Below are 24,932 nucleotides of genomic sequence, written 5' to 3'. Positions count from 1 at the left end.
GAGAGGGGTATGAAAACTCAACCGACGATTGGTATCAGTGGCTGTTTGACCGGCTCGGCTGTGCGTTTCGATGGCGGGCATAAGCGCATGGGCTTTGTGATGGACGAACTTGCCCAGTGGGTGACGTTTAGCCCTGTTTGCCCGGAAATGGCCATGGGGCTACCCGTTCCCCGACCGGCATTGCGTCTGGTTCAGACCGCCAGCGGAGAGACCCGGATGCGCTTTAGCCAGGCGCCGAATGAGGACGTCACACAAAAAATAGATGACTTCACCGCGGCGTATCTGCCACGGGTGGCTGAACTGGCTGGCTTTATCGTCTGCGCGAAATCACCGAGTTGCGGTATGGAACGTGTGCGACTGTATGATGAAAAAGGGGGGCGAGGGCGCAAAGAGGGCGTGGGGCGTTTCACCGGTGCGTTACTCGCAGCATACCCGTGGCTGCCGGTCGAGGAAGACGGTCGCCTGCACGACCCGGTATTGCGTGAGAACTTTGTGGAGCGGGTATTCGCTTTGCATGAGCTCAATACCCTGCGGGAACGAGGCCTGACCCGTCACAGCCTGCTCGATTTTCACAGTCGCTACAAACTCCAGCTACTGGCGCATCATCAGGCAGGATATCGTGAAATCGGACCGTTTGTCGCGTCACTTTCTCAGTGGGACAATCTGGATGCGTTTTTCGACGCTTACCGGGAAAAGCTGATGGCGATCCTCAAACATCCGGCGTCCCGCAAAAACCATACTAACGTGCTGATGCACATTCAGGGCTATTTTCGCAACCAGCTTACGCCGCGTCAGCGTGGCGAGCTGCGAGAGGTGATTCTGCATTACCGCGCAGGGTTGCTGCCGATCCTGGCCCCCATAACATTGCTCAAACATTATCTTGGTGAATATCCAGACCAGTATCTGCTGGCACAAAACTATTTCAATCCCTATCCCAACGATTTAGGGCTTCGCCTCAATCTGAAATGATATTCGGCAGTGGCGTTTATGTCCGGCGGCGCCACTGCACGACCTGAGTTGGTGACAGGCGCATAACACGGTAAAGTATCGCCCGAATTCATCGCATGGGAATAAATAATGGCTGGCTGGCAACATATCGACGAACTGCAGGATATTGCTGCAGATCTCCCGCGTTTCATTGAGGATCTGACACACCTTGTAAGCCGACTGGGCCTGGATATCCGTGACCTCAATGCTGACCATATCTCGCTGCGCTGCCATCAGAATGCGACGGCTGAACGCTGGCGTCGCGGCTTTGAACAGTGCGGCGAGCTGCTCTCAGAAAACCTTATCAATGGCCGACCTATCTGCCTGTTCACCTTATCTCAGCCAGTGCAGGTAGCGCACTGGGCATTTACCGTGGTCGAACTGCCATGGCCTGGGGAAAAACGTTATCCGCATGAGGGATGGGAGCATATCGAAATAGTCCTGAGGGGTGAGCCGGAAACCCTCAATGCCCGCGCACTGGCGCTGCTATCGGATGAAGGGTTGAGCCAGCCGGGGATTGTGGTGAAGACCAGTTCGCCAAAGGGCGATCGTGAGCGTCTGCCAAACCCCACGCTTGCCGTGACGGATGGTAAAGTCACCGTCAAATTTCACCCCTGGTCGATAGAAGAGATTGTCGCCAGCGAGCAATAGAATTTCGCTCTGTGAGGCGGCTCCGTATGCAGGTTGTCAGAAAATGCCATGCTGAGAAGGCTACATCTTAAAGGGAGAAGAGATGACATTACTGGAAATATGTTGCTACAGCGCAACCTGTGCGGAGATCGCGCAGAAAAATGGGGCCGACCGCATTGAACTGTGCGCCGCGCCGAAAGAAGGGGGGCTGACCCCCTCGCTCGGGATGCTTAAAGCCGCCCGTCAGCGGGTGACCATCCCTGTGCATCCGATTGTGCGTCCGCGCGGAGGCGATTTTTGCTACGCCGACGATGAGTTCTCCGCCATGCTTGACGATATCCAGACCATCCGCGAACTGGGTTTCCCGGGAATGGTGACTGGCGTACTGGATGAGGACGGCAATGTTGATATGCCGCGTATGCAGCAGATTATTGAGGCGGCAGGGGACATGGCGGTGACTTTTCATCGCGCTTTCGATATGTGTGCAAAACCGCGTGAAGCTGCTGAAAAATTAGGGGATTTAGGGATTTCCCGCATCCTGACATCGGGTCAGCAGGCGAGCGCAGAAAAAGGTCTTTCATTAATTATGGAACTAAATACCCATTCAGGTGTTCCAATCATTATGGCTGGTGCGGGTGTCCGTGCAGCGAACCTGCAGCGTTTTCTTGACGCGGGTGTGAAAGAAGTTCACAGCTCGGCAGGTATCTGGACACCGTCGCCCATGCGTTATCGCAATAAAGGATTGTCCATGTCGTCGGACGCCGCCGCGGATGAGTATTCGCGCTATGGTGTGGACGGCGAGGCAGTGGCGGTGATGAAGACAATGATTGTTCAGCATCGCCCATAACCCGTTTTTACCGCGCATCATGTCGCCCAATATGATGCTTGCTCGTACCAGGCCCCTGCCATTAACAGGGGCCTTTTTTTGTCTATATATTTTGGAGAAAGGCTTTGTCGCTCGTCACGGTTTACGTGCAATTAACACGGCGCGCACCGGAGCCGGGTAGCCTTCAATGGTCTTCGTGTTGTCATTTGGATCAAGGAAATCAGCCAGCGATTCCGTCACCATCCAGGACGTACCGCGCTGTTCTTCTGTGGTGGTCGGGCAGATATCGGCGATACGGACATCAACAAAGCCGCACTTCTCAAGCCAGTTTTTCAGCGCCGCCGCCGAAGGAATAAAGTAAACATTACGCATTTGTGCATAGCGGTCACCCGGCACCAGAACAGTATGCTCATCACCTTCGACCACCAGCGTTTCCAGAACCAGTTCACCTTCTTTCACCAGTTGATCTTTCAACTGCCAGAGGTGTTCCAGCGGCGAGCGGCGGTGATACAGCACACCCATTGAAAAAACGGTATCGAAGGCGTTCAGCGCCGGAAGTTGCTCAATACCCAACGGCAATAAATGGGCGCGACGATCATCACCTAACAGCTTACGCACTGCTTCAAACTGACACAGGAACAACTGTGTGGGGTCGATACCCACCGCCAGCTTTGCCCCCGCGCCAATCATGCGCCACATATGATAGCCACTGCCGCAGCCTACATCGAGGATCGTCCGACCCTGCAAATCGGACAGATGCGGCAGCACGCGATCCCATTTCCAGTCGGAACGCCATTCAGTGTCGATATTGATGCCATAAAGAGAGTACGGCCCTTTACGCCATGGCATCAGGTGGCGCAGCAGGGTTTCCATGCGCGTCAGTTGACCCGCGCTTAACGGCATTTCGCTTTCAGCAGTGACGCTATTAAGCAAATCGAGATGCGATGGTGTCAGCTCCGGTAAGAAATTGACGGCGTTAGTCCACTGTTTGAACTGACCATGAAGCTGTTCACGTTGCCAGGCGGCAATCTGTGCTGGCAGGGTTTCTAACCAGTGCGACAGGGGACTGACGGCGATTTGCTGATAAAAACGGTCGAACGTAATCATGCCGCGTCACCCGCTTTCAGGGCAATCAGCGAACCAAAATTGAAGCACTGGAACCAGACTTCACTGTGTTCAAAACCGGCCTGTTGCAGGCGGTATTTATGCTTTTCGACCGAATCCGTCAGCATCACATTTTCCAGCATGCTACGCTTCTGGCTGATTTCCAGCTCGCTGTAACCGTTGGCGCGTTTAAAGTCATGGTGCATGTTGAATAACAGCTCGCCAACGTTGGCATCTTCAAAACTGAATTTTTCCGACAACACCAGCGCGCCGCCAGGATTCAGCCCCTGATAAATCTTATCCAGCAGCGCCTGACGTTCATCTGGCACAAGGAACTGCAGGGTAAAATTCAGCACTACCATGGACGCGTTTTCAATAGCGATATCGCGAATATCACCATCGATAACTTCGACCGGCGTCGGCGCTTTATACGCATCAAGATGACGGCGGCAGCGTTCAACCATAGCAGGCGAGTTATCAACGGCAATAATTTTGCAGCCGTCGTGATGGATATTACGGCGCACGGAAAGTGTCGCAGCACCTAAAGAGCAGCCCAGGTCGTAAATCTGCGTCTGCGGCTGAACGAAACGCTCCGCCAGCATGCCGATCATCGAGATAATATTGGAGTAACCCGGTACGGAGCGCTGGATCATATCCGGGAAGACTTCGGCAACCCGTTCGTCAAAGGTCCAGTCGCCCAGGCTGGCGATAGGCGCGGAAAAAAGCATGTCGCGGTTAGACATAATGTAAACATCCGGGAAAACAAAGTGGCGTATTGTGCGCTAATGCAGGGAGAAAACCAACTCCCAGGGCATATACCACAAGTTTGCAACCACCATCAGCAGTAGTGAACTCCAGGTCGCGCTCATACCGGAACGGCGCCAGCTCAGCTGTCGGTGATGAAGCCCGTAGTAATGCATTAAGCGTCCGGCAATAAGCAGGATGCCGCACACGTGAACCATCCAGGTTTCAGCGCCGTTCATCTCCATAAATAACAGCAACACCAACGCCAGCGGAATGTATTCCACCGCGTTGCCGTGAATACGGATGGCGCTTTGTAACTCGCTGAATCCACCGTCGCCATAGCTGACGCGGTATTGCATGCGCAGACGCACAACATCAAATGAAAACTTAATGAGCAGTAACGCACCCAGCACGGCATACAGCGCGCTTACCATACAAACTCCCTTTATACGCGGATGGCTTTACAATGATAAGTAATCCATTCAGAAAAGAGAAGATTGCAGCGGAATGGACGGAGCAGTGCCGAGCGACGGCATTACCTGTTGCAGATCTTTCCACAGCGCGTCCACGAGTTCTGGCGACTGACCGTTATCGGGAGTATGCAAAAACAGATATGGCGTGCTCTGCTGTTCCCATTGCGGCAGCTTCTCCAGCCAGACGCTGAATAATTGACGGTTCTGTTCCATGTCGTCACTACCGATAAAGCGGATTAATGGGTTTTGCGCAGTCACCAGGGCATGTACCGGCAATTTGGGCTTCTTGCGTTGTGCATCAATCACCGCTTCGCTATTCGGGATGGCGCTGTGAATGGGGCGGCTATCAAGAATAACCCGGTTGACGCCGCGCTGGTGCAGGCCGCGGTTAAGCGACAGTTCCGTCTCGCCTTTGGCGAAAAACTCCGGGTGACGCACTTCAACGCCGTAGGTGAAATCAACCGGAAGGCTATCCAGAAATGCCCACAATGCCGGCAGATCGCGCGGACCAAAGGTAGCGGGCAGTTGTAACCAGTACTGACCGATCCGTGTTTCCAGTGGCGCAAGACGGGTGAAAAATTCCTGCGTCAAATCGCTACACTGGCGCAGCGAGGCCTGATGAGAAATGGTCGCCGGAAATTTAAAGCAAAAGCGAAAAGCATCGTGGGTTTGATGGTACCAGCGCTGGACAATCTCGGCCTTCGGCAGTGCATACAGCGTGGTGTTGCCCTCCACGCAATTAAAGTGGCGGGCGTACTCTTCAAGGCTGGTGATGCCAAGGCGCACCCATTTCGGGTGCGACCATTGCGGCAGGCCAAGATAAATCATAATGCGCTCAGGATCTCCTGGGTGCTGCGCACGCGGCCAATCCGCGGGAAGATATTTTTCATACTGCCCTGGTGCTGTTCGCTGCCGGCAGCAGAGCAGGCGTCTTCCGCAACCACCAGCTTAAAGCCCAGTTCCCAGGCGTTGCGGGCGGTGGATTCCACACCGATGTTCGTGGAAATCCCGCACAGGACGATGGTGTCGATACCGCGACGGCGTAGTTGCAGCTCAAGGTCGGTACCGTAGAATGCGCCCCACTGGCGCTTAGTGACCTCAATGTCACTCTCTTTCTTGCCCAGCGCCAGCGGATACGTCCACCAGTTTTCCGGCAGCGCGTGGCCGCCCGCCTGCACATCGACCGGCTGTTTTAGCGCTTCGGCAAAATCGGCGGACCAGCCAACGCGAACCAGAATCACCGGTGCATTATTGGCGCGAAACGCCTCAGCCAGCGTCGCTGCACGTTTCACCACATCCTCAGCGCTGTGCGGACCACCGGCAAACGGCAGAATACCTTCCTGTAAATCGATAACCACCAGGGCGGTGTGGGCAGCATTAAGTTCAAGCATGATAACTCCTGAAAAAAGAATGAGGTCGCACTTACCTTACGCGGTATCCTGCTGCACCCGGTTTACAAATTTTGTTAATTTTTGTGAGAATACGCACTAAGCGTGCGCAGCAAACGCGCGTACAGGCGGTATCGGGCTTATCGTGTGCCATTATTTCCAGTATAATAGCCGCCTTTTTTCATCCAGTTGTGACATTCAGCTAAAGCTGCGACATCGTCGCCTGCACGGCAGGCAACAATCAGCCTGCGGCAAAGTTAAGGGATATCTCATGCGTACAGAATATTGCGGACAGTTGCGTAAGTCCCACGTGGGGCAGCAGGTGACTCTGTGTGGTTGGGTCAATCGTCGTCGTGATCTCGGCAGCCTCATTTTTATTGATATGCGTGATCGTGAAGGCATCGTCCAGGTGTTCTTCGACCCGGACGCCGAAGCCTTCAAACTGGCTTCCGAACTGCGTAATGAGTTCTGCATCGTGGTGACCGGCACCGTGCGTGCTCGTGACGAAAAAAACGTCAACAGCGATATGGCGACTGGCGAAGTGGAAGTGTTTGCCACCGAACTGACCATTATCAACCGCTCTGAGCCGCTGCCGCTGGATTCCAACCAGGTCAATACCGAAGAAGCGCGCCTGAAATATCGCTATCTGGACCTGCGTCGTCCGGAAATGGCGCAGCGCCTGAAAACCCGCGCCAAAATTACCAGCTTCGTGCGTCGTTTTATGGATGACCACGGTTTCCTTGATATCGAAACCCCGATGCTGACCAAAGCGACGCCGGAAGGCGCGCGCGACTATCTGGTGCCTTCACGCGTACATAAAGGTAAATTCTACGCGCTGCCGCAGTCTCCACAGCTGTTCAAACAGCTGCTGATGATGTCCGGCTTCGATCGCTACTATCAGATTGTGAAATGCTTCCGTGATGAAGATCTGCGCGCTGACCGTCAGCCAGAATTCACCCAGATCGACGTGGAAACTTCCTTCATGACCGCACCGCAGGTGCGCGAAGTGATGGAAGAACTGATCCGCAACCTGTGGCTGGACATTAAAGGTGTGGACCTCGGCCAGTTCCCGATCATGACTTTCGCCGAAGCGGAGCGTCGTTACGGTTCCGATAAACCGGACCTGCGTAACCCAATGGAACTGGTGGACGTGGCCGACCTGCTGAAAAACGTTGAGTTCGCGGTGTTTGCCGGCCCGGCTAACGATGCGAAAGGCCGTGTTGCCGCACTGCGCGTTCCTGGCGGTGCGTCTCTGACCCGTAAGTTGATTGATGAATACGGCAACTTTGTGAAGATCTACGGCGCGAAAGGCCTGGCTTACATTAAAGTGACCGAACGCGCGAAAGGCATGGAAGGTATCAACAGCCCGGTGGCGAAATTCCTGACTGCGGACATTGTCGAAGCGATTCTGGAGCGTACCGGCGCGCAAGATGGCGATATGATTTTCTTCGGCGCAGACCACAAGAAAGTGGTTGCCGATGCGTTGGGGGCGCTGCGTCTGAAACTCGGTAAGGATCTGAACCTGACCGATGAGAACAAATGGGCACCGCTGTGGGTTATTGACTTCCCGATGTTTGAAGATGACGGCGAAGGCGGCCTGACCGCGATGCACCATCCGTTCACCTCACCGAAAGACATGACGGCGGATGAGCTGAAAGCCGCACCGGAAGATGCGGTCGCGAACGCGTACGACATGGTGATTAACGGCTACGAAGTGGGCGGTGGTTCTGTGCGTATTCACCGTGGTGACATGCAGCAGACCGTGTTCGGCATTCTGGGCATTACTGAACAGGAACAGCGCGAGAAGTTCGGCTTCCTGCTGGATGCGCTGAAATTTGGTACCCCGCCGCACGCAGGTCTGGCATTTGGTCTGGATCGTCTGACCATGCTGCTGACCGGTACCGACAACATTCGTGACGTTATTGCCTTCCCGAAAACCACCGCGGCTGCGTGTCTGATGACCGAAGCACCGAGCTTTGCTAACCCGGCCTCCCTGGCGGAACTGGGTATCGAAGTGGTCAAGAAAGACGGGCTGGAGAACAAGTAATATGACATTCAAGCATCCCGTTTCTGTGCTGGTCGTTATTTATGCTCAGGACACAAAGCGGGTGCTGATGTTGCAGCGACGCGACGATCCCGATTTCTGGCAGTCGGTTACCGGCAGCCTGGAGGAGGGAGAGTCTGCATCGCAAGCCGCCGCGCGTGAAGTAAAGGAAGAGGTCGCCATTGACGTTGCGACTGAGCAACTGGCCTTAATTGACTGTCAGCGCACGGTGGAGTTTGAAATTTTTGAACATTTACGTCATCGCTATGCCCCTGGCGTGGTGCGCAATACCGAATCCTGGTTCTGTCTTGCGCTACCTCATGAACGGTCGGTCGTGTTCACTGAACATCTGGCTTACCGCTGGGTTGATGCGCCGCAAGCGGCCGCGTTAACCAAGTCATGGAGCAACCGGCAGGCGATTGAAGAATTTGTAATTCATGCCGTATAAATCAACGGTTAAGTGGAGAGTTTCTTATGGCAGGTCACAGTAAATGGGCCAACACCAAACACCGCAAAGCGGCACAGGATGCCAAGCGCGGTAAAATCTTTACCAAAATTATTCGTGAGCTGGTTACCGCAGCGCGCCTTGGCGGCGGCGATATCGGTTCCAACCCGCGTCTGCGTGCGGCCGTGGATAAAGCGCTGTCGAACAACATGACCCGTGACACCCTGAACCGTGCTATCGCACGTGGCGTGGGCGGTGATGAAGACGCGAACATGGAAACCATCATTTATGAAGGTTACGGTCCTGGTGGCACAGCGGTGATGGTGGAATGTCTGTCTGACAACCGTAACCGTACCGTTGCCGAAGTGCGCCATGCCTTTACCAAAACCGGTGGTAACCTGGGCACTGACGGCTCCGTTTCCTACCTGTTCAGCAAAAAAGGCGTGATCTCTTTCGAGAAAGGCGACGAAGACACTATCATGGAAGCCGCCCTGGAAGCGGGCGCAGAAGACGTTGTGACCTTCGATGACGGTGCCATTGACGTTTATACCGCATGGGAAGAGATGGGCGCTGTGCGCGATGCGCTGGAAGCCGCAGGTCTGAAAGCCGACAACGCCGAAGTCTCCATGATCCCGTCAACCAAAGCAGATATGGATGCAGAAACCGCGCCGAAACTGCTGCGTTTGATCGACATGCTGGAAGATTGCGACGATGTGCAGGAAGTTTACCATAACGGTGAAATTTCTGATGAGGTTGCGGCTACTCTGTGATGAGGCCACTTATCGCAATAACCGGAGACGCGTGATGGCTGTCATTCTCGGTATCGACCCGGGTTCACGCGTAACCGGTTACGGTGTGATTCGCCAGGTAGGCAGGCAACTGACCTACCTGGGCAGCGGATGCATCCGTACCAAAGTTGATGATTTACCGTCGCGCCTGAAATTAATATATGCCGGTGTGACGGAAATCATCACCCAGTTCCAGCCTGATTTTTTCGCGATTGAACAAGTCTTTATGGCAAAAAACGCCGATTCTGCGCTTAAGCTTGGGCAGGCTCGCGGCGTGGCCATTGTGGCTGCTGTAAACCAGGATCTGCCCGTGTTTGAATATGCGGCCCGCCAGGTCAAACAAACCGTAGTGGGAATTGGCAGCGCCGAGAAAAGCCAGGTTCAGCATATGGTGCGCACCTTGCTGAAACTTCCGGCGAACCCGCAGGCGGATGCCGCCGATGCGCTGGCGATTGCTATCACCCATTGCCATGTCAGCCAGAACGCAATGCAAATGAGCGATACCCGGCTTAATCTGGCGCGCGGCCGGCTGCGCTAAGTAATGCGCTGATCTTTTGGGCATCCTCTGGCGTTGAGGGGTTGTAAACGATCATCGTCAGGTCCGGCTGCCCTTCAACGGCAAAACTCGAATACTCCAGCGATAATCTCCCCGCCTCGCGATGGATCAACACTTTTGTGCCTTCACCCATCGTGTCGATGGTATTACTGCGCCAGAGCTCGGCAAACAGCGGCGATGCGGCCATCAATTCATCTATGAGCGGTTTCACTTCTGCTGTTGCGCCTGAGCGGGTGGCATCCGCGCGAAAAGCGGCGACCAGCGACTGTGCCAGGCCTTCCCAGTCTGCCTGGACCTCACGCACCTGCGGGTCGAGAAAGATACGCCGCAAAATATTGCGCTCGGTATGCGGCAACTTTGCATAATCGGTCAGCACTACGGCGGCGGGCTGATTCCACGCCAGAACACACCAGGTCGCGGTGCGGATCATCGCCGGGCTGAGCGTCATGCAATCCAGCACTTTTTGCAGCCGCGCCGTGACGGCCAGCGACGGGGTATAACGCACCTCAGGGGCGCGACCGAGCGCCAGATGGAAAACATGCTCACGTTCGGGTGGGCTAAGTTGTAAGGCGTGGCATAAGCGCTCCAGTACCTCTGCTGAGGGCGTACCGCCGCGCCCCTGTTCGAGCCAGGTGTACCAGGTGGCACTAATACAGGCCAGGTGCGCCACCTCTTCACGGCGTAATCCGGGGGTGCGGCGTCGACCGGTATGAAAGCCAAGCGCATCCGGGTCAAGACGCGCACGGCGGTGTTTGAGGTAATCGCCTAACTCTGTGGGACGGGTATCGCGCTGCATCCTGTTAGTCCTTATACCACGATAATGTCACTACTTTTCACCTCTGAGGATATTCATCACTATCACGTGATGAGTCAACAAAAGGGGAGTGAGCTATGCATGTTTTTCTGACGGGGGCGTCTGGCTGGGTCGGTTCAGCCGTCGCTGAGGATCTGCTGGCCGCCGGGCATCACGTGACCGGGCTGGTGCGCAATGCGGAAAAAGCGCAGGCGCTGGTGGCGTTGGGCGCACAGGTGGTGACCGGAACGCTGGACGATCATCAACTATTGCATAACGGCGCAGACCGTGCGGATGCGGTTATCCATACCGCCTTTAACCATGATTTTTCACGCTTTAGCGAGAATTGCGCACAGGATGAGCGTGCCATCCAGGTTCTGGGGGATGCGTTACGCGGTAGCGACCGTCCTCTGCTGGTGACCTCCGGGCTGGCGATGATTGCCCCGGGGCGTCTGGCGACAGAAAATGACCTGCCGTTTGTGGCACCGTCATATCCACGCCGCTCTGAGCCTGCGGCACGTGCACTGGCGGAAAAGGGCGTGCGGACAGCAACGGTACGGCTGTCACCCACGGTCCACGGCGTGGGCGATCACGGATTTATTCCCATCCTGATGGGGCTTGCGAAGCAAACAGGCGTCTCGGCCTGGCCTGAGGACGTGGAGAACCGCTGGGCGGCTGTGCATCGCCGGGATGCCGCCAGGCTTTATCGGTTAGCGCTGGAGACGGGGGTTACCCAGGCGGTCTATCATGCGGCGGCGGAAGAGGGGATCCTGTTTCGCGATATTGCGCAGGCTATCGGTAACCACCTGGGGATACCTGCTGAGCCGCGGGCGAGGGACCATTTTGGCTGGTTTGCTGATTTTGCTTGTCTCGATATGGCCGCAAGCAGTGAACAGACGCGTACGGTATTGGGCTGGAACCCGACGCATCCGACGCTGTTTGCCGACCTCGCCCAGGCGGAATATTAGGCCAGTAAGTCAACGCACTTCGCTTTTCATCAATAAGCGGCTGGATATCTATCCAGCCTTTTTTTATGATACAGCATTCTTACTTCGGCCATTAACGCAGGAGCGTCATGTGATAGGCAGACTCAGAGGCATTATTCTGGAAAAACAGCCCCCTTTAGTCCTGATGGAAGTCGGAGGCGTGGGCTACGAAGTGCATATGCCGATGACCTGCTTCTATGAACTGCCGGAGGCGGGAAAGGAAGCCGTTGTCTTCACCCATTTTGTGGTGCGTGAAGATGCGCATCTGCTGTTTGGTTTTAACAATAAGCAAGAGCGCACGCTATTTCGTGAACTGATTAAGACCAACGGCGTAGGGCCAAAACTGGCGCTGGCTATCCTTTCCGGCATGAACGCGCAACAATTTGTGAATGCCGTGGAACGCGAAGACCCTGCGGCGTTGATTAAACTGCCGGGTATCGGCAAGAAGACGGCAGAGCGACTGATTGTCGAAATGAAAGACCGCTTTAAAGGTTTACATGGCGATCTGTTCACGCCAGCTGCCGATCTGGTGCTGACATCCCCCGCCAGCCCGAATACAGATGATGCGGAACAAGAAGCGGTTGCCGCACTGGTGGCGTTGGGCTATAAACCTCAGGAAGCCAGCCGGATGGTGAGCAAAATCGCTAAACCGGGCGCCAACAGTGAAACTCTGATCCGCGAAGCATTACGCGCCGCGTTGTGAGGTAAAGGATGATTGAAGCAGACCGTCTGGTCTCCCCCGACAGCGTTATTAATGCAGAAGAGGTTGCAGATCGCGCTATCCGGCCAAAATTACTGGCGGAGTACGTCGGGCAGCCGCAGGTGCGCTCGCAAATGGAAATTTTTATTCAGGCGGCGAAGCTGCGTGGTGACGCGCTGGATCACTTGCTGATATTTGGCCCCCCGGGGTTGGGTAAAACTACTCTCGCGAACATTGTTGCTAACGAGATGGGCGTCAATCTGCGAACCACCTCAGGCCCGGTGCTGGAAAAAGCGGGCGATCTCGCGGCGATGCTCACCAACCTCGAACCGCATGACGTACTGTTTATCGATGAAATACACCGTCTCTCGCCGGTGGTTGAAGAAGTCCTCTACCCGGCAATGGAAGATTATCAGCTTGATATCATGATCGGTGAAGGCCCGGCAGCGCGCTCAATCAAGATTGATTTGCCCCCCTTTACGCTAATTGGCGCAACCACGCGTGCCGGTTCATTAACCTCACCGTTGCGCGATCGTTTCGGTATTGTGCAGCGGCTGGAGTTTTATCAGGTGGCGGATTTACAGCACATTGTCGGGCGTAGCGCACGCTACATGGGGCTGGAGATGAGCGAAGACGGCGCGCTGGAAGTGGCGAGACGTTCGCGCGGTACGCCGCGTATTGCTAACCGTCTGCTACGTCGGGTGCGCGATTTTGCCGAAGTGAAACATGATGGCGCAATTACGCATGATATCGCTTCCCAGGCGCTGGATATGCTGAACGTGGACGCGGAAGGGTTTGATTACATGGACCGCAAGCTGCTGCTGGCGGTCATCGACAAGTTCTTTGGCGGGCCGGTGGGGCTGGATAACCTTGCTGCCGCGATTGGTGAAGAACGCGAAACCATTGAAGATGTACTGGAGCCTTTTCTCATTCAGCAAGGCTTCCTGCAACGTACCCCGCGTGGCCGCATGGCGACGGTCAGGGCATGGAACCACTTTGGTATTACACCGCCTGAGATGCCCTGAGATTTTCCTGCATCCGTCGTCATTAGCGATATTCTGCATGGCAGAAAGGCCGAAACACGCGTTTCGGCCTTAGACGAAAGCTCAGGTGGCGCTTTTTTTCATCATGCTGAAAATGAATAGCAGCGCGGCACACAGCACAACAGACGGTCCTGCTGGCGTGTCATAAAAAGCGGAGAACGTTAGCCCACCGGTGACAGCGATCATGCCGACGCCCACGGCGATACCCGCCATTTGTTCTGGCGTTCGGGCAAAGCGGCGCGCGGTGGCTGCGGGTATTATCAGCAGAGACGTGATAATCAGCGCCCCGACAAACTTCATCGCCACCCCAATTGTCAACGCCGTGACCAGCATTAACAGCAACTTCACACGCTGCAACTTCACGCCATCGACAAATGCCAGTTCCGGACTGATCGTCATCGAAAGCAGGTTACGCCACTGCCAGAACAGGATCCCGATAACCAGCACGACACCCGCAGCAATGGAGAGCAGGTCCGTGGGGGTGACTGCCAGCAGGTCACCAAAAAGGTAGGCCATCAAATCGACGCGTATATTCGACATCAGGCTGACAACTACCATGCCAAGGGATAAGGCGCTATGAGCCATAATCCCCAGCAATGTATCAATGGCAAGGTGAGGGCGTTTTTCCAGCCAGACCAGTCCGGCGGCAAGCAGCAGCGTGACAGCAATCACCGCATAAAAAGGGTTAATGTCGAGCAGCAGACCGAAAGCGACACCCAGCAACGAGGCGTGGGCGAGGGTATCGCCAAAATAGGACATGCGGCGCCAGACCACAAATGAGCCCAAGGGGCCTGCGGCGCAGGCGAGCATCATCCCGGCCAACCAGCCGGGCAACAGTAATTCAATCATCCGCGTCCATTTCCCTGACGTAATATAATGCGCCCCTGCAAATCATGACGGTGATTATGGCGGTGGCGATAAATACCCAGTTGTTCCGCGCCGCGAGGGCCGAACATGGAGATAAATTCAGGGTGCGTGGAGACCACTTCTGGTGCGCCGGAGCAGCAAATATGGTGATTCAGACAGAGGACTTCATCCGTTTTAGCCATCACCAGATGCAGGTCATGGGAGACCATCAATACGGCGCAGTCGAGTTCGCGGCGTAATTGATCGATGAGATCGTACAGGGCGACCTGACCGTTAACATCGACCCCTTGTGTCGGCTCATCCAGTACCAGCAACTGAGGCTGATTGAGCAGCGCACGCGCCAGCAATACGCGTTGCGTTTCACCACCGGATAATTTTTGCATCGGGGCATCGACAAGGTGTGCGGCATTCACACGTTTAAGTGCCGGAACAATGTCATCTTTTCGGGTACCCGGACGCAGACGCATAAAGCGACCCACGGTCAGCGGCAGTGTGGCGTCGAGATGCAGTTTTTGCGGCACATAACCAATACGCAGGGCATTGCCGCGCTTGATCGTCCCGGTATCGGGTGCTACCAGTCCCAGTACCACGCGCACCAGCGTCGATTTACCCGCGCCATTAGGGCCGAGCAGGGTAAGAATTTTACCGGGTTGTAGAGTGAGCGAAATGTCAGACAGCACGCGTCTTTGACCGAAACTGACGGAGACATTTTCCAGCGTTACCAGATTAGTCATAGCATTTAAAGGGTTGCACAAGTTGTCGAATGTTATAATATCACATTCCACATATTCATTACGATAATTAGTCGCATTATGTTACATAAAAATACGCTTCTTTGCGCAGCGCTTTTCACCGCACTGGCAGGCGGGGTAACCGGCACCGCAAACGCTGCTGTTGTCGCGTCGCTCAAGCCTCTGGGCTTCATCGCATCCGCCATTGCGGATGGTGTCACTACAACGGAAGTACTCCTCCCCGACGGGGCTTCTGAGCACGATTATGCCCTGCGCCCGTCTGATGTAAAACGCTTGCAGAACGCGGACTTAGTCTTTTGGGTCGGTCCGGACATGGAAGCGTTCATGGACAAGTCCGCGCAGCAGATTCCGGCGGCAAAACAGGTGCTCATGCAGGCACTACCAGGCGTGAAACCGCTACTCATTAAGGGCAGTGATGATGACGAGCACGATCATGACGCAGACCATCCCGGCGACGAAAATAGTGACGAACATCACCATCATGGTGATTACAACATGCATCTGTGGCTTTCACCAGAGATTGCACGGCTATCGGCGGTTGCAATCCACGATAAATTAGTAGAAGTTATGCCCCAAAGCCGAGCACGGCTGGACGCCAACCTGCAAGCGTTTGAGGCCAGTCTGGCACAAACCGACAAAGAGGTTGGCAGCGAGCTGGCACCAGTGAAGGGTAAAGGTTATTTCGTATTTCATGATGCCTACGGTTATTTTGAAAGGCATTACGGGCTGACTCCGTTAGGTCACTTTACCGTCAACCCTGAAATTCAACCTGGTGCGCAGCGTTTACATCAAATCAGAACACAGTTGGTTGAGCAAAAAGCAGCCTGCGTTTTTGCTGAGCCACAGTTCAGGCCAGCGGTCGTTGAAGCTGTTGCCAGAGGGATATCCGTTCGAATGGGAACGTTGGATCCACTCGGTACCAGTATCAAGCTTGGCAAAGAGAGCTATTCGCAGTTCCTTGCCCAGTTATCTAACCAGTATGCGAGCTGCCTGAAAGGAGATTAACGAGGAAGTGGATACGTGCAACAGATAGCCCGCTCTGTCGCCCTGGCATTTAATAATCTGCCCCGACCCCATCGCGTTATGCTGGGGTCACTTACAGTTCTCACCTTTACGGTTGCCGTCTGGCGACCGTATGTCTACCACCCCGAATCCACGCCGACACCCATCGTCAAAACCATCGAGCTGGAAAAGAAAGAGATTCGTTCGCTGCTGCCTGAGGCCAGTGAACCTATTGATCAGTCCATGCCCGACGAAGTCGAAGACATTCCACAGGATGAACTCGATGATAAGACGGCTGGCGAAGAGGGCGTGCACGAATATGTCGTGTCGACCGGCGATACGCTGAGCAGCATTCTGAATCAGTACGGCATTGATATGGGTGATATCAGCCAGCTCGCGGCGGCGGATAAAGACCTGCGTAACATGAAAATTGGTCAGCAGATCTCCTGGACGCTGACCGCAGACGGCGATCTGCAGCGTATGACCTGGGAAGTCTCCCGCCGTGAAACCCGCACTTATGACCGCGTTGATGGCGGCTTTAAAATGACCAGTGCGATTCAGGAGGGCGACTGGGTCAACTCGGTACTGAAAGGCACGGTTGGCGGCAGTTTTGTCAGCAGCGCGAAAGAGGCCGGATTAACCAATGTGGAAATCAGTGCGGTCATTAAAGCGATGCAGTGGCAAATGGATTTCCGTAAGCTGAAAAAAGGGGACGAGTTCTCGGTACTGATGTCCCGCGAAATGCTGGAAGGGAAACAGGAACAGAGCCAGCTGCTGGGCGTTCGTCTGCGCTCTGACGGAAAGGATTATTTTGCGATTCGCGCCGACGACGGTAAATTTTACGACCGCAACGGTACCGGGCTGGCGAAAGGCTTTATGCGTTTCCCGACATCGAAACAGTTCCGCGTCTCCTCCAACTTTAACCCGCGTCGCCTGAACCCGGTAACGGGCCGCGTTGCGCCGCATAAAGGTGTCGATTTCGCCATGCCGCAGGGGACACCGGTTCTCTCTGTGGGTGACGGCGAAGTGGTTGTTGCCAAACGCAGCGGCGCGGCGGGGTATTATGTCGCGGTGCGTCATGGGCGTACCTACACCACCCGCTATATGCATCTGCGCAAACTGCTGGTCAAAGAAGGGCAGAAAGTTAAACGTGGCGATCGCATCGCGCTCTCCGGCAATACTGGCCGTTCAACTGGTCCGCATCTGCATTATGAAGTGTGGATCAACCAGCAGGCAGTGAACCCCTTAACGGCGAAATTACCAAGAACCGAAGGTCTGAGCGGCACCGATCGCCGCGATTACCTGGCACAAGTGAAGGACATCGTTCCGCAACTGAAATTCGATTAACGCCTACAGAGTACAAGCCGGCGTCAGCACGCGCCGGCTTTTTCTTTTGTAGGAATTGACGCACCTCGTTACACTATTCTCACTTTGCTTATTGAAATACTTGCCTGCGGAACATGCATGGAAACGAAGAAAAACAATTCAGAATACATTCCCGAATTTGAAGAAGGCTTTCGTCACCCGCGCTACTGGGGCGCGTGGATAGGTGTTTTCGCGTTTGCGGGCGTAGCGCTGCTCCCTGCGTCTTTACGCGATCCGTTGCTGGGGACGCTTGGGCGCCTTGCCGGTAAATTCGGTAAGAGTGCGCGTCGGCGTGCCCAGATCAACCTGTTGTACTGCTTCCCGGAGAAACCAGAAGCGGAACGTGAAGCGATCATTGACGAGATGTTCGCTACTGCGCCGCAGGCGATGGTTTTGATGGCGGAGCTGGCGATGCGTGGGCCAGAGAAGATCCTGTCGCGCGTTGAGTGGCAGGGGCGCGAGATTATCGATAGCCTGCACGACAATAATGAAAATGTGATTTTTCTGGTCCCGCATGGATGGGGGGTGGATATCCCGGCAATGCTGATGGCATCGCAGGGGCAGAAAATGGCGGCGATGTTCCATAATCAGGGCAACAAAGTATTCGATTATGTCTGGAATACGGTGCGCCGCCGCTTTGGCGGACGTCTGCATGCGCGCAACGACGGTATCAAACCGTTTATTCAGTCCGTGCGCCAGGGGTATTGGGGCTACTACCTGCCCGATCAGGATCATGGTGCCGAGCAGAGCGAATTTGTTGATTTCTTTGCGACCTATAAAGCGACGCTACCGGCGATTGGGCGTTTGATGAAGGTGTGCCGTGCGCGCATTGTGCCGCTTTTCCCGGTTTATGATGCGACGACGCATCGGCTGATCGTTCAGGTACGTCCACCGATGGACGATCTGTTGACTGCGGATGACGTCACTATTGCGCGCCGAATGAACGAAGAGGTTGAAGTGTTCGTCGGACCGAGGCCAGAGCAGTACACCTGGATTTTGAAATTGCTGAAAACGCGCAAGCCGGGTGAGATTGAACCGTACAAGCGCAAAGAGTTATTCCCGAAGAAATAAAAAAACCCCGCCTGGCGGGGTTTTGCTTTTCTGGTTTATTTATTCCACGGTCAGAATACGTGTGGTGTTAGTTGTACCCACGGTACTCATCACATCGCCCTGGGTAACGATCACCAGATCGCCGGAAATCAAATAGCCTTTGTCACGCAGCAGATTTACCGCGTCATTAGCCGCTACCACACCTTCGTTTACGCTGTCGAAATAGACCGGTGTCACGCCGCGGTACAGTGCGGTCAGGTTCAGGGTGCGCTCATGACGGGAGAGCGCGAAAATCGGCAGACCGGAACTGATACGTGAAGTCATTAGCGCGGTACGGCCAGACTCTGTCATAGAGATAATCGCGGTTACCCCTTTCAGGTGGTTCGCGGCATACATCGCCGACATTGCGATCGCTTCTTCCACATTATCGAACTGAATATCGAGGCGGTGTTTTGACACGTTGATGCTCGGGATCTTCTCGGCGCCCAGGCAAACACGCGCCATCGCGGCAACAGTTTCTGCCGGGTACTGACCCGCAGCGGTTTCCGCAGAGAGCATAACTGCATCGGTGCCATCCAGCACGGCGTTTGCCACATCCATGACTTCTGCACGGGTTGGCATCGGATTGGTGATCATCGATTCCATCATCTGCGTGGCGGTGATGACTGCACGGTTAAGCTGACGCGCACGACGAATCAGCGCTTTCTGGATACCCACCAGCTCCGGGTCACCAATTTCCACGCCGAGGTCGCCACGGGCAACCATCACCACATCGGAGGCAAGGATGACATCATCCATCGCTTCCTGGCTGCAGACTGCCTCAGCGCGTTCTACTTTGGCGACAATCTTTGCGTCACAACCCGCGTCGCGCGCCAGACGGCGGGCATAATTGAGGTCTTCGCCGCAGCGCGGGAAGGAGACGGCCAGGTAATCCACACCAATCAGCGCAGCGGTCACAATATCTGCTTTGTCTTTGTCGGTCAGCGCCTCTGCCGAGAGACCGCCGCCCAGTTTGTTAATGCCTTTATTGTTAGACAGCGGGCCGCCCACCGTGACTTCGGTGAACACTTTCATGCCCTGAACTTCCAGTACTTTCAACTGCACGCGGCCATCATCCAGCAGCAGAATGTCGCCAGGTACCACGTCAGCAGGCAGGCCTTTATAGTCGATACCGACTTTTTCTTTGTCGCCTTCGCCTTTGCCGAGATTGGCATCGAGCAGGAATTTATCGCCAATATTGAGGAATACTTTGCCTTCCTTGAACGTGGACACGCGAATTTTCGGTCCTTGTAAATCGCCAAGAATAGCAACATGACGTCCCAGTTTTGCCGCAATTTCACGCACTTTATCCGCACGTAATTTATGATCTTCCGGTGTGCCGTGTGAGAAGTTCATGCGTACCACGTTGGCGCCTGCGGCGATAATTTTCTCAAGGTTATTATCGCGATCGGTGGCCGGGCCTAAAGTGGTCACGATTTTGGTTCTGCGAAGCCTTCTGGACATGTAATACTCCGTTGTCTAAAACAACCAGGTGTTGCGTGAACATGGATTCAGCTAAATTGCCAAAGTGAGAATTTAACCGAACAGCGTAAGATGTTACAACTTTGTTATTACTATCGGTCTATTAATGTTTATCGCTCCGGATGAGGAACTCCTTATCAAAGCGCGATTCTTTCAGTGCTTCTTTGACACGCTTCAAGTTATCCCTGAATTTTGCGCCACGTCGCAATGTGAAGCCGGTAGCGAGAACGTCAATAACCGTGAGCTGTGCAAGACGTGACACCATGGGCATATAAATGTCGGTATCTTCCGGAACGTCGAGAGTAATAGCCAGTGTCGCTTCCCGGGCAAGTGGTGTCTCTGCCGACGTCAGCGCGATGACCATGGCGTCGTTTTCACGTGCCAGTTGTGCCAGTTCAACCAAACTTTTGGTGCGTCCGGTATGCGAAATCAGCACAACCACGTCATCGTCACTACAATTCATACAACTCATGCGTTGCAACACGATGTCGTCGGTATAAATAACGGGTACGTTGAAGCGGAAAAATTTGTTCATCGCGTCGTGCGCGACGGCGGCAGACGAACCGAGACCAAAAAAAGCGATTTTCTTTGCCTGAGTCAGCAGATCAACGGCGCGGTTGACCGCCGCCATATCGAGCGACTGACGTACATGGTCAAGGCTTGCCATCGCCGACTCGAAAATTTTGCCGGTATAGGCCTCGACGCTGTCATCTTCATCGACGTTGCGATTAACATAGGGCGTGCCGTTTGCCAGACTTTGCGCCAGATGCAATTTAAAATCCGGAAACCCGCGGGTATCGAGACTGCGGCAAAATCGGTTCACCGTGGGTTCGCTGACCCCCGCTTGCTGGGCGAGGGCGGCGATACTGGAATGAATGGCTTGATCGGGGAAGGCGAGAATCACTTCCGCCACTTTGCGCTCGGATTTGCTAAGGTGTTCCAGTTGAGACTGGATTTTTTCCAGCATATTCATTTTTAACGAATCGCTCATCAGTGAAACGATTCCACAGAAAGGTGAAATCGTGATGCGTTTTAGCAAGAATATACCTTTCTGCCGCAAAGAGAGGTAAGTGACAACGTTAAATGTTGTTGTTTTTTTTCATTACATGATCGCAGTCGGATTTTATTCGCTGCGAATCAGGCAAACATCCAGCATTTTCACGGTGAAAAAGCAGATTTTCGCCGAAGAGCCCTACAGCGCACAGGTAGACAAGCGTTAGCGGTTTCGATAATTACGTAAAAGCAGTACAGTGCAGTGTAATAAAATTACAACTAAAACCTGGCATAAGCACCAGGATAGCCAACTGAGGAGAATGACATGGCGGTAACGCAAACAGCCCAGGCATGTGACCTGGTCATTTTCGGCGCGAAAGGCGATCTCGCACGCCGGAAATTGCTGCCTTCCCTGTATCAACTGGAAAAAGCGGGTCAGATCCATCCGGATACGCGTATCCTGGGTGTCGGACGCGCCGACTGGGATAAAGAAGCCTATACAAAAGTGGTGCGTGAAGCGCTCGAAACTTTCATGAAGGAAAAAATCGATGAAAGCTTATGGGACACGCTGAGCGGCCGCCTGGATTTCTGCAACCTGGATGTCAATGACACCAAAGCGTTTAAGCGCCTTGGCGCTATGCTCGACCAGAAGAATCGCACCACTATTAACTACTTTGCGATGCCGCCAAGCACCTTTGGCGCTATCTGCAAAGGTCTGGGTGAGGCGAAGCTGAATGCGAAACCTGCCCGTGTCGTGATGGAAAAACCATTAGGCACCTCGCTTGCCACCTCACGTGAAATTAACGATCAGGTTGGCGAGTATTTCGAGGAATGCCAGGTCTACCGCATCGACCACTATCTGGGTAAAGAGACTGTACTCAATCTGCTGGCGCTGCGCTTTGCCAACTCCCTGTTCGTCAATAACTGGGATAACCGTACGATTGATCATGTGGAAATCACGGTGGCGGAAGAGGTGGGTATCGAAGGTCGCTGGGGATACTTTGACCAGGCGGGTCAAATGCGCGACATGATCCAGAACCACCTGCTGCAGATCCTTTGCATGATCGCTATGTCTCCGCCGTCAGATCTGACTGCGGACAGTATTCGTGATGAAAAAGTGAAGGTACTGAAATCTCTGCGTCGTATCGATCGCTCGAACGTGCGTGAGAAAACCGTCCGTGGGCAGTACACCACCGGGTTTGCCCAGGGCAAAAAAGTTCCGGGCTATCTGGAAGAAGAGGGGGCGAACAAATCCAGCAACACCGAAACGTTCGTCTCTATTCGCGTGGATATCGATAACTGGCGCTGGGCGGGCGTGCCGTTCTACCTGCGTACCGGTAAACGTCTGCCGACGAAATGTTCAGAAGTCGTGGTGTATTTCAAAACGCCTGAACTCAACTTGTTCAAAGAGTCCTGGCAAGATTTGCCGCAGAACAAGCTCACCATCCGTCTGCAGCCGGACGAAGGTGTGGATATCCAGGTCCTGAACAAAGTGCCGGGGCTGGATCACAAACATAACCTGCAGACCACTAAGCTGGACCTGAGCTATTCTGAAACCTTCAACGAAACGCACCTGGCCGATGCCTATGAGCGCCTGCTGCTGGAAACCATGCGTGGCATTCAGGCACTGTTCGTGCGCCGTGATGAAGTAGAAGAAGCCTGGAAGTGGGTTGACTCTATCACCGAAGCCTGGGCGATGGACAACGACTCGCCGAAACCATATCAGGCCGGGACCTGGGGACCGGTTGCCTCTGTGGCGATGATTACCCGTGATGGCCGCTCCTGGAATGAATTTGAGTAATCAGGTTGTTGCGAATGTTACGTAGTTTTACCGGTAACATGATCTAACTCAGAAATCAGGCCAATATTTCAACTTTCAAGCTCCGACTGGATTCACCAGCGGAGCTTTTTTTATTACACTGGCTACAGTGATTTTGCCTTTGGGCGCGGTGTGACGGCGTTTTTTGCTGAATTTCAAATGCTGAAACCTCCTGTATACCGTTGTCCCGGACAGATAAATTTCAGGAGCCTTTATGAATCCAGTATTGTTACGCGTAACAAATCGCATTACAGAACGCTCGCGCGAAAGCCGGACGGCCTATCTAAAACGCATCAATCAGGCGAAGAGTGAAACCGTACACCGTTCCTCGCTGGCATGTGGCAATCTGGCCCACGGTTTTGCCGCCTGTCAGCCTGATGACAAAGCCTCGCTCAAAAGTATGCTGCGTAACAATATCGGCATCATCACCTCCTACAACGATATGCTTTCTGCACACCAGCCTTACGAAACCTATCCGAATATCATTCGCAAGGCGTTGCACTCTGTGAATGCGGTTGGTCAGGTGGCAGGCGGCGTTCCAGCCATGTGTGACGGGGTTACGCAGGGTCAGGACGGGATGGAACTTTCACTGCTCAGCCGTGAAGTGATCGCCATGTCAGCGGCAGTCGGCCTGTCGCATAATATGTTTGACGGGGCGTTGTTCCTGGGCGTCTGCGACAAAATCGTCCCCGGCCTGGCGATGGCTGCGTTCTCGTTTGGTCATTTGCCCGCCGTATTTATCCCGTCAGGTCCCATGGCCAGCGGCCTGGCAAATAAAGAAAAGGTACGCATTCGTCAACTTTATGCAGAAGGTAAAGTCGATCGTATGGCGCTTCTGGAATCCGAAGCCGCTTCTTACCACGCGCCGGGTACGTGCACTTTCTACGGTACGGCCAATACTAACCAGATGGTTATCGAATTCATGGGCATGCAACTGCCCGGCTCTTCCTTCGTGCATCCGGATGCACCGCTGCGAGAAGCGCTGACCTCGGCTGCCGCACGCCAGGTGACACGCTTAACCGGTAACGGTAGCGAATGGATGCCGATCGGCAAAATGGTCGATGAAAAAGTGGTGGTCAACGGTATCGTGTCATTACTGGCAACAGGTGGTTCCACTAACCACACTATGCATCTGGTGGCGATGGCGCGTGCTGCGGGCATTATTATTAACTGGGATGACTTTTCTGAACTGTCGGACGTAGTGCCGCTGCTGGCGCGACTCTATCCGAACGGTCCGGCGGATATTAACCACTTCCAGGCGGCGGGCGGTGTACCCGTGCTGATGCGTGAGTTGCTCAAAGGCGGTTTGCTGCATGAAGATGTGAATACGGTAGCCGGTTTTGGCCTCTCCCGTTACACCATGGAACCCTGGCTTAATAACGGTGAGCTGGACTGGCGTGAAGGGGCCGCAGCGTCACTGGATGCGGATGTCATCGCCACGATTGAAAAGCCTTTCTCTCGCCATGGCGGTACCAAAGTGCTCAGCGGCAATCTTGGGCGCGCGGTGATGAAAACCTCTGCCGTACCGGTTGAATATCAGGTCATTGAAGCGCCGGCCGTGGTATTTGAGAGCCAGCATGACGTGTTGCCGGCTTTTGATGCGGGCTTATTGAACAAAGATTGTGTCGTGGTGGTCCGTCATCAGGGACCAAAAGCGAACGGCATGCCAGAATTACATAAACTTATGCCGCCACTTGGTGTATTATTGGACCGCTGTTTCAAAATTGCGTTGGTTACAGATGGACGACTCTCCGGCGCATCAGGTAAAGTGCCCTCAGCGATTCATGTGACACCCGAAGCGTATGACGGTGGATTGCTGGCGAAAGTACGTGATGGCGACATCATCCGTGTAAACGGACAGACTGGCGAATTGACGCTGCTGGTCGATGATAATGAGCTTGCTGCACGTCAGCCGCATATTCCTGACCTGAGCGCTGCTCGCGTGGGTACCGGGCGCGAACTGTTTGGCGCACTGCGAGAAAAACTTTCCGGTGCGGAGCAGGGCGCAACCTGCATTACTTTTTAAAACGACAAGATTTTTAGTTCAGGCGAGAGA

The 24,932-nt window shown here is 54.3% G+C and carries 25 protein-coding genes; 15 read left to right on the top strand and 10 right to left on the bottom strand.

Annotation, left to right across the window (positions count from 1 at the left end; genetic code table 11):
• Window positions 1-9: 9 nt before the first annotated feature.
• The 3 genes from L2097_RS10145 (at window position 10) to cutC (ending at window position 2,464) form a co-directional block, all read left to right on the top strand.
• Window positions 10-969 carry a YbgA family protein gene (locus tag L2097_RS10145; protein WP_047370919.1) on the top strand — a complete coding sequence of 320 codons (960 nt, stop codon included), beginning with the start codon at window positions 10-12 and terminating at the stop codon, window positions 967-969.
• A 108-nt stretch (window positions 970-1,077) separates the two neighbouring features.
• On the top strand, window positions 1,078-1,638 hold the full coding sequence (locus L2097_RS10140) for a VOC family protein (RefSeq protein WP_250352775.1): 561 nt from the start codon (window positions 1,078-1,080) through the stop codon (window positions 1,636-1,638).
• A gap of 82 nt (window positions 1,639-1,720) precedes the next feature.
• Window positions 1,721-2,464 carry a copper homeostasis protein CutC gene (gene cutC, locus L2097_RS10135; protein WP_085005944.1) on the top strand — a complete coding sequence of 248 codons (744 nt, stop codon included), beginning with the start codon at window positions 1,721-1,723 and terminating at the stop codon, window positions 2,462-2,464.
• Window positions 2,465-2,578: 114 nt separating this feature from the next.
• Here the strand turns inward: cutC and cmoB are convergent, their stop codons facing one another.
• From cmoB to L2097_RS10110, 5 genes are read right to left on the bottom strand one after another with little or no spacing between them, the layout of a single operon-like run.
• Window positions 2,579-3,550: a tRNA 5-methoxyuridine(34)/uridine 5-oxyacetic acid(34) synthase CmoB gene (cmoB, locus tag L2097_RS10130; RefSeq protein WP_250352774.1), complete on the bottom strand. Its 972-nt coding sequence runs from the start codon at window positions 3,548-3,550 to the stop codon at window positions 2,579-2,581.
• Window positions 3,547-4,290: a carboxy-S-adenosyl-L-methionine synthase CmoA gene (cmoA, locus tag L2097_RS10125; protein ID WP_250352773.1), complete on the bottom strand. Its 744-nt coding sequence runs from the start codon at window positions 4,288-4,290 to the stop codon at window positions 3,547-3,549. Before cmoA ends, cmoB begins: the two co-directional genes overlap by 4 nt.
• A gap of 39 nt (window positions 4,291-4,329) precedes the next feature.
• Window positions 4,330-4,725: an MAPEG family protein gene (locus tag L2097_RS10120; protein WP_047370914.1), complete on the bottom strand. Its 396-nt coding sequence runs from the start codon at window positions 4,723-4,725 to the stop codon at window positions 4,330-4,332.
• 48 nt (window positions 4,726-4,773) lie between these two features.
• Complete coding sequence (locus L2097_RS10115; RefSeq protein WP_250352772.1) at window positions 4,774-5,592, bottom strand: DUF72 domain-containing protein; 819 nt, start codon at window positions 5,590-5,592, stop codon at window positions 4,774-4,776.
• The gene (locus L2097_RS10110; RefSeq protein WP_250352771.1) at window positions 5,589-6,155 is read right to left on the bottom strand and encodes a hydrolase; all 567 of its coding nucleotides are present in this window, start codon (window positions 6,153-6,155) and stop codon (window positions 5,589-5,591) included. The genes L2097_RS10115 and L2097_RS10110 overlap by 4 nt, the downstream gene beginning before the upstream one ends.
• A gap of 268 nt (window positions 6,156-6,423) precedes the next feature.
• On the opposite strand from L2097_RS10110, the gene aspS reads away from it, so the two are divergent.
• Genes aspS through ruvC form a run of 4 tightly spaced genes read left to right on the top strand, consistent with a single transcriptional unit; the run spans window position 6,424 to window position 9,967 of the window.
• Window positions 6,424-8,199 carry an aspartate--tRNA ligase gene (gene aspS / locus L2097_RS10105; protein ID WP_250352770.1) on the top strand — a complete coding sequence of 592 codons (1,776 nt, stop codon included), beginning with the start codon at window positions 6,424-6,426 and terminating at the stop codon, window positions 8,197-8,199.
• Between the two features lies 1 nt (window position 8,200).
• Complete coding sequence (gene nudB, locus L2097_RS10100) at window positions 8,201-8,644, top strand: dihydroneopterin triphosphate diphosphatase (protein ID WP_085005949.1); 444 nt, start codon at window positions 8,201-8,203, stop codon at window positions 8,642-8,644.
• A 26-nt stretch (window positions 8,645-8,670) separates the two neighbouring features.
• On the top strand, window positions 8,671-9,411 hold the full coding sequence (locus L2097_RS10095) for a YebC/PmpR family DNA-binding transcriptional regulator (protein ID WP_047370910.1): 741 nt from the start codon (window positions 8,671-8,673) through the stop codon (window positions 9,409-9,411).
• A gap of 34 nt (window positions 9,412-9,445) precedes the next feature.
• Window positions 9,446-9,967: a crossover junction endodeoxyribonuclease RuvC gene (gene ruvC, locus L2097_RS10090; RefSeq protein ID WP_085005950.1), complete on the top strand. Its 522-nt coding sequence runs from the start codon at window positions 9,446-9,448 to the stop codon at window positions 9,965-9,967.
• Here the strand turns inward: ruvC and L2097_RS10085 are convergent.
• Window positions 9,939-10,781: a helix-turn-helix transcriptional regulator gene (locus L2097_RS10085; RefSeq protein WP_047370908.1), complete on the bottom strand. Its 843-nt coding sequence runs from the start codon at window positions 10,779-10,781 to the stop codon at window positions 9,939-9,941. The genes ruvC and L2097_RS10085 overlap by 29 nt on opposite strands.
• 95 nt (window positions 10,782-10,876) lie before the next feature.
• Between L2097_RS10085 and L2097_RS10080 the strand changes: the two genes are divergently transcribed.
• The 3 genes from L2097_RS10080 (at window position 10,877) to ruvB (ending at window position 13,489) form a co-directional block, all read left to right on the top strand.
• The gene (locus L2097_RS10080; RefSeq protein ID WP_250352769.1) at window positions 10,877-11,746 is read left to right on the top strand and encodes an SDR family oxidoreductase; all 870 of its coding nucleotides are present in this window, start codon (window positions 10,877-10,879) and stop codon (window positions 11,744-11,746) included.
• A 109-nt stretch (window positions 11,747-11,855) separates the two neighbouring features.
• Window positions 11,856-12,467, top strand: coding sequence for a Holliday junction branch migration protein RuvA (ruvA, locus tag L2097_RS10075; protein WP_047370906.1), 612 nt, complete (start codon window positions 11,856-11,858; stop codon window positions 12,465-12,467).
• An 8-nt stretch (window positions 12,468-12,475) separates the two neighbouring features.
• The gene (gene ruvB, locus L2097_RS10070) at window positions 12,476-13,489 is read left to right on the top strand and encodes a Holliday junction branch migration DNA helicase RuvB (RefSeq protein WP_047370905.1); all 1,014 of its coding nucleotides are present in this window, start codon (window positions 12,476-12,478) and stop codon (window positions 13,487-13,489) included.
• Between the two features lie 81 nt (window positions 13,490-13,570).
• On the opposite strand, the gene znuB is transcribed toward ruvB, so the two are convergent.
• Entirely contained in the window at window positions 13,571-14,356 is a 786-nt protein-coding gene (gene znuB, locus L2097_RS10065) for a zinc ABC transporter permease subunit ZnuB (protein ID WP_047370904.1), read from the bottom strand.
• Window positions 14,353-15,108, bottom strand: coding sequence for a zinc ABC transporter ATP-binding protein ZnuC (gene znuC, locus L2097_RS10060; protein ID WP_047370903.1), 756 nt, complete (start codon window positions 15,106-15,108; stop codon window positions 14,353-14,355). The genes znuB and znuC overlap by 4 nt, the downstream gene beginning before the upstream one ends.
• 78 nt (window positions 15,109-15,186) lie before the next feature.
• On the opposite strand from znuC, the gene znuA reads away from it, so the two are divergent.
• From znuA to lpxM, 3 genes are all read left to right on the top strand, one after another.
• Window positions 15,187-16,131 carry a zinc ABC transporter substrate-binding protein ZnuA gene (gene znuA / locus L2097_RS10055; RefSeq protein WP_250352768.1) on the top strand — a complete coding sequence of 315 codons (945 nt, stop codon included), beginning with the start codon at window positions 15,187-15,189 and terminating at the stop codon, window positions 16,129-16,131.
• 15 nt (window positions 16,132-16,146) lie between these two features.
• On the top strand, window positions 16,147-17,475 hold the full coding sequence (gene mepM, locus L2097_RS10050) for a murein DD-endopeptidase MepM (RefSeq protein ID WP_085005954.1): 1,329 nt from the start codon (window positions 16,147-16,149) through the stop codon (window positions 17,473-17,475).
• A 117-nt stretch (window positions 17,476-17,592) separates the two neighbouring features.
• A complete protein-coding gene (lpxM, locus tag L2097_RS10045) occupies window positions 17,593-18,564 on the top strand; it encodes a lauroyl-Kdo(2)-lipid IV(A) myristoyltransferase (protein ID WP_250352767.1) in 972 nt (323 codons plus the stop codon).
• A gap of 39 nt (window positions 18,565-18,603) precedes the next feature.
• On the opposite strand, the gene pyk is transcribed toward lpxM, so the two are convergent.
• Window positions 18,604-20,046 carry a pyruvate kinase gene (pyk, locus tag L2097_RS10040; RefSeq protein WP_047370899.1) on the bottom strand — a complete coding sequence of 481 codons (1,443 nt, stop codon included), beginning with the start codon at window positions 20,044-20,046 and terminating at the stop codon, window positions 18,604-18,606.
• Between the two features lie 121 nt (window positions 20,047-20,167).
• Entirely contained in the window at window positions 20,168-21,037 is an 870-nt protein-coding gene (locus L2097_RS10035) for a MurR/RpiR family transcriptional regulator (protein ID WP_047373323.1), read from the bottom strand.
• Between the two features lie 345 nt (window positions 21,038-21,382).
• Between L2097_RS10035 and zwf the strand changes: the two genes are divergently transcribed.
• Both zwf and edd read left to right on the top strand, forming a co-directional pair.
• On the top strand, window positions 21,383-22,858 hold the full coding sequence (gene zwf / locus L2097_RS10030) for a glucose-6-phosphate dehydrogenase (protein ID WP_047370898.1): 1,476 nt from the start codon (window positions 21,383-21,385) through the stop codon (window positions 22,856-22,858).
• A gap of 232 nt (window positions 22,859-23,090) precedes the next feature.
• Window positions 23,091-24,902, top strand: coding sequence for a phosphogluconate dehydratase (gene edd / locus L2097_RS10025; RefSeq protein ID WP_250352766.1), 1,812 nt, complete (start codon window positions 23,091-23,093; stop codon window positions 24,900-24,902).
• Window positions 24,903-24,932: the final 30 nt, after the last annotated feature.

This window comes from Citrobacter sp. MNAZ 1397 (genome assembly GCF_023613995.1).
Classification (GTDB): Bacteria; Pseudomonadota; Gammaproteobacteria; order Enterobacterales; family Enterobacteriaceae; genus Phytobacter; species Phytobacter ursingii.
This window is presented reverse-complemented; position numbering and strand designations above follow the sequence as displayed.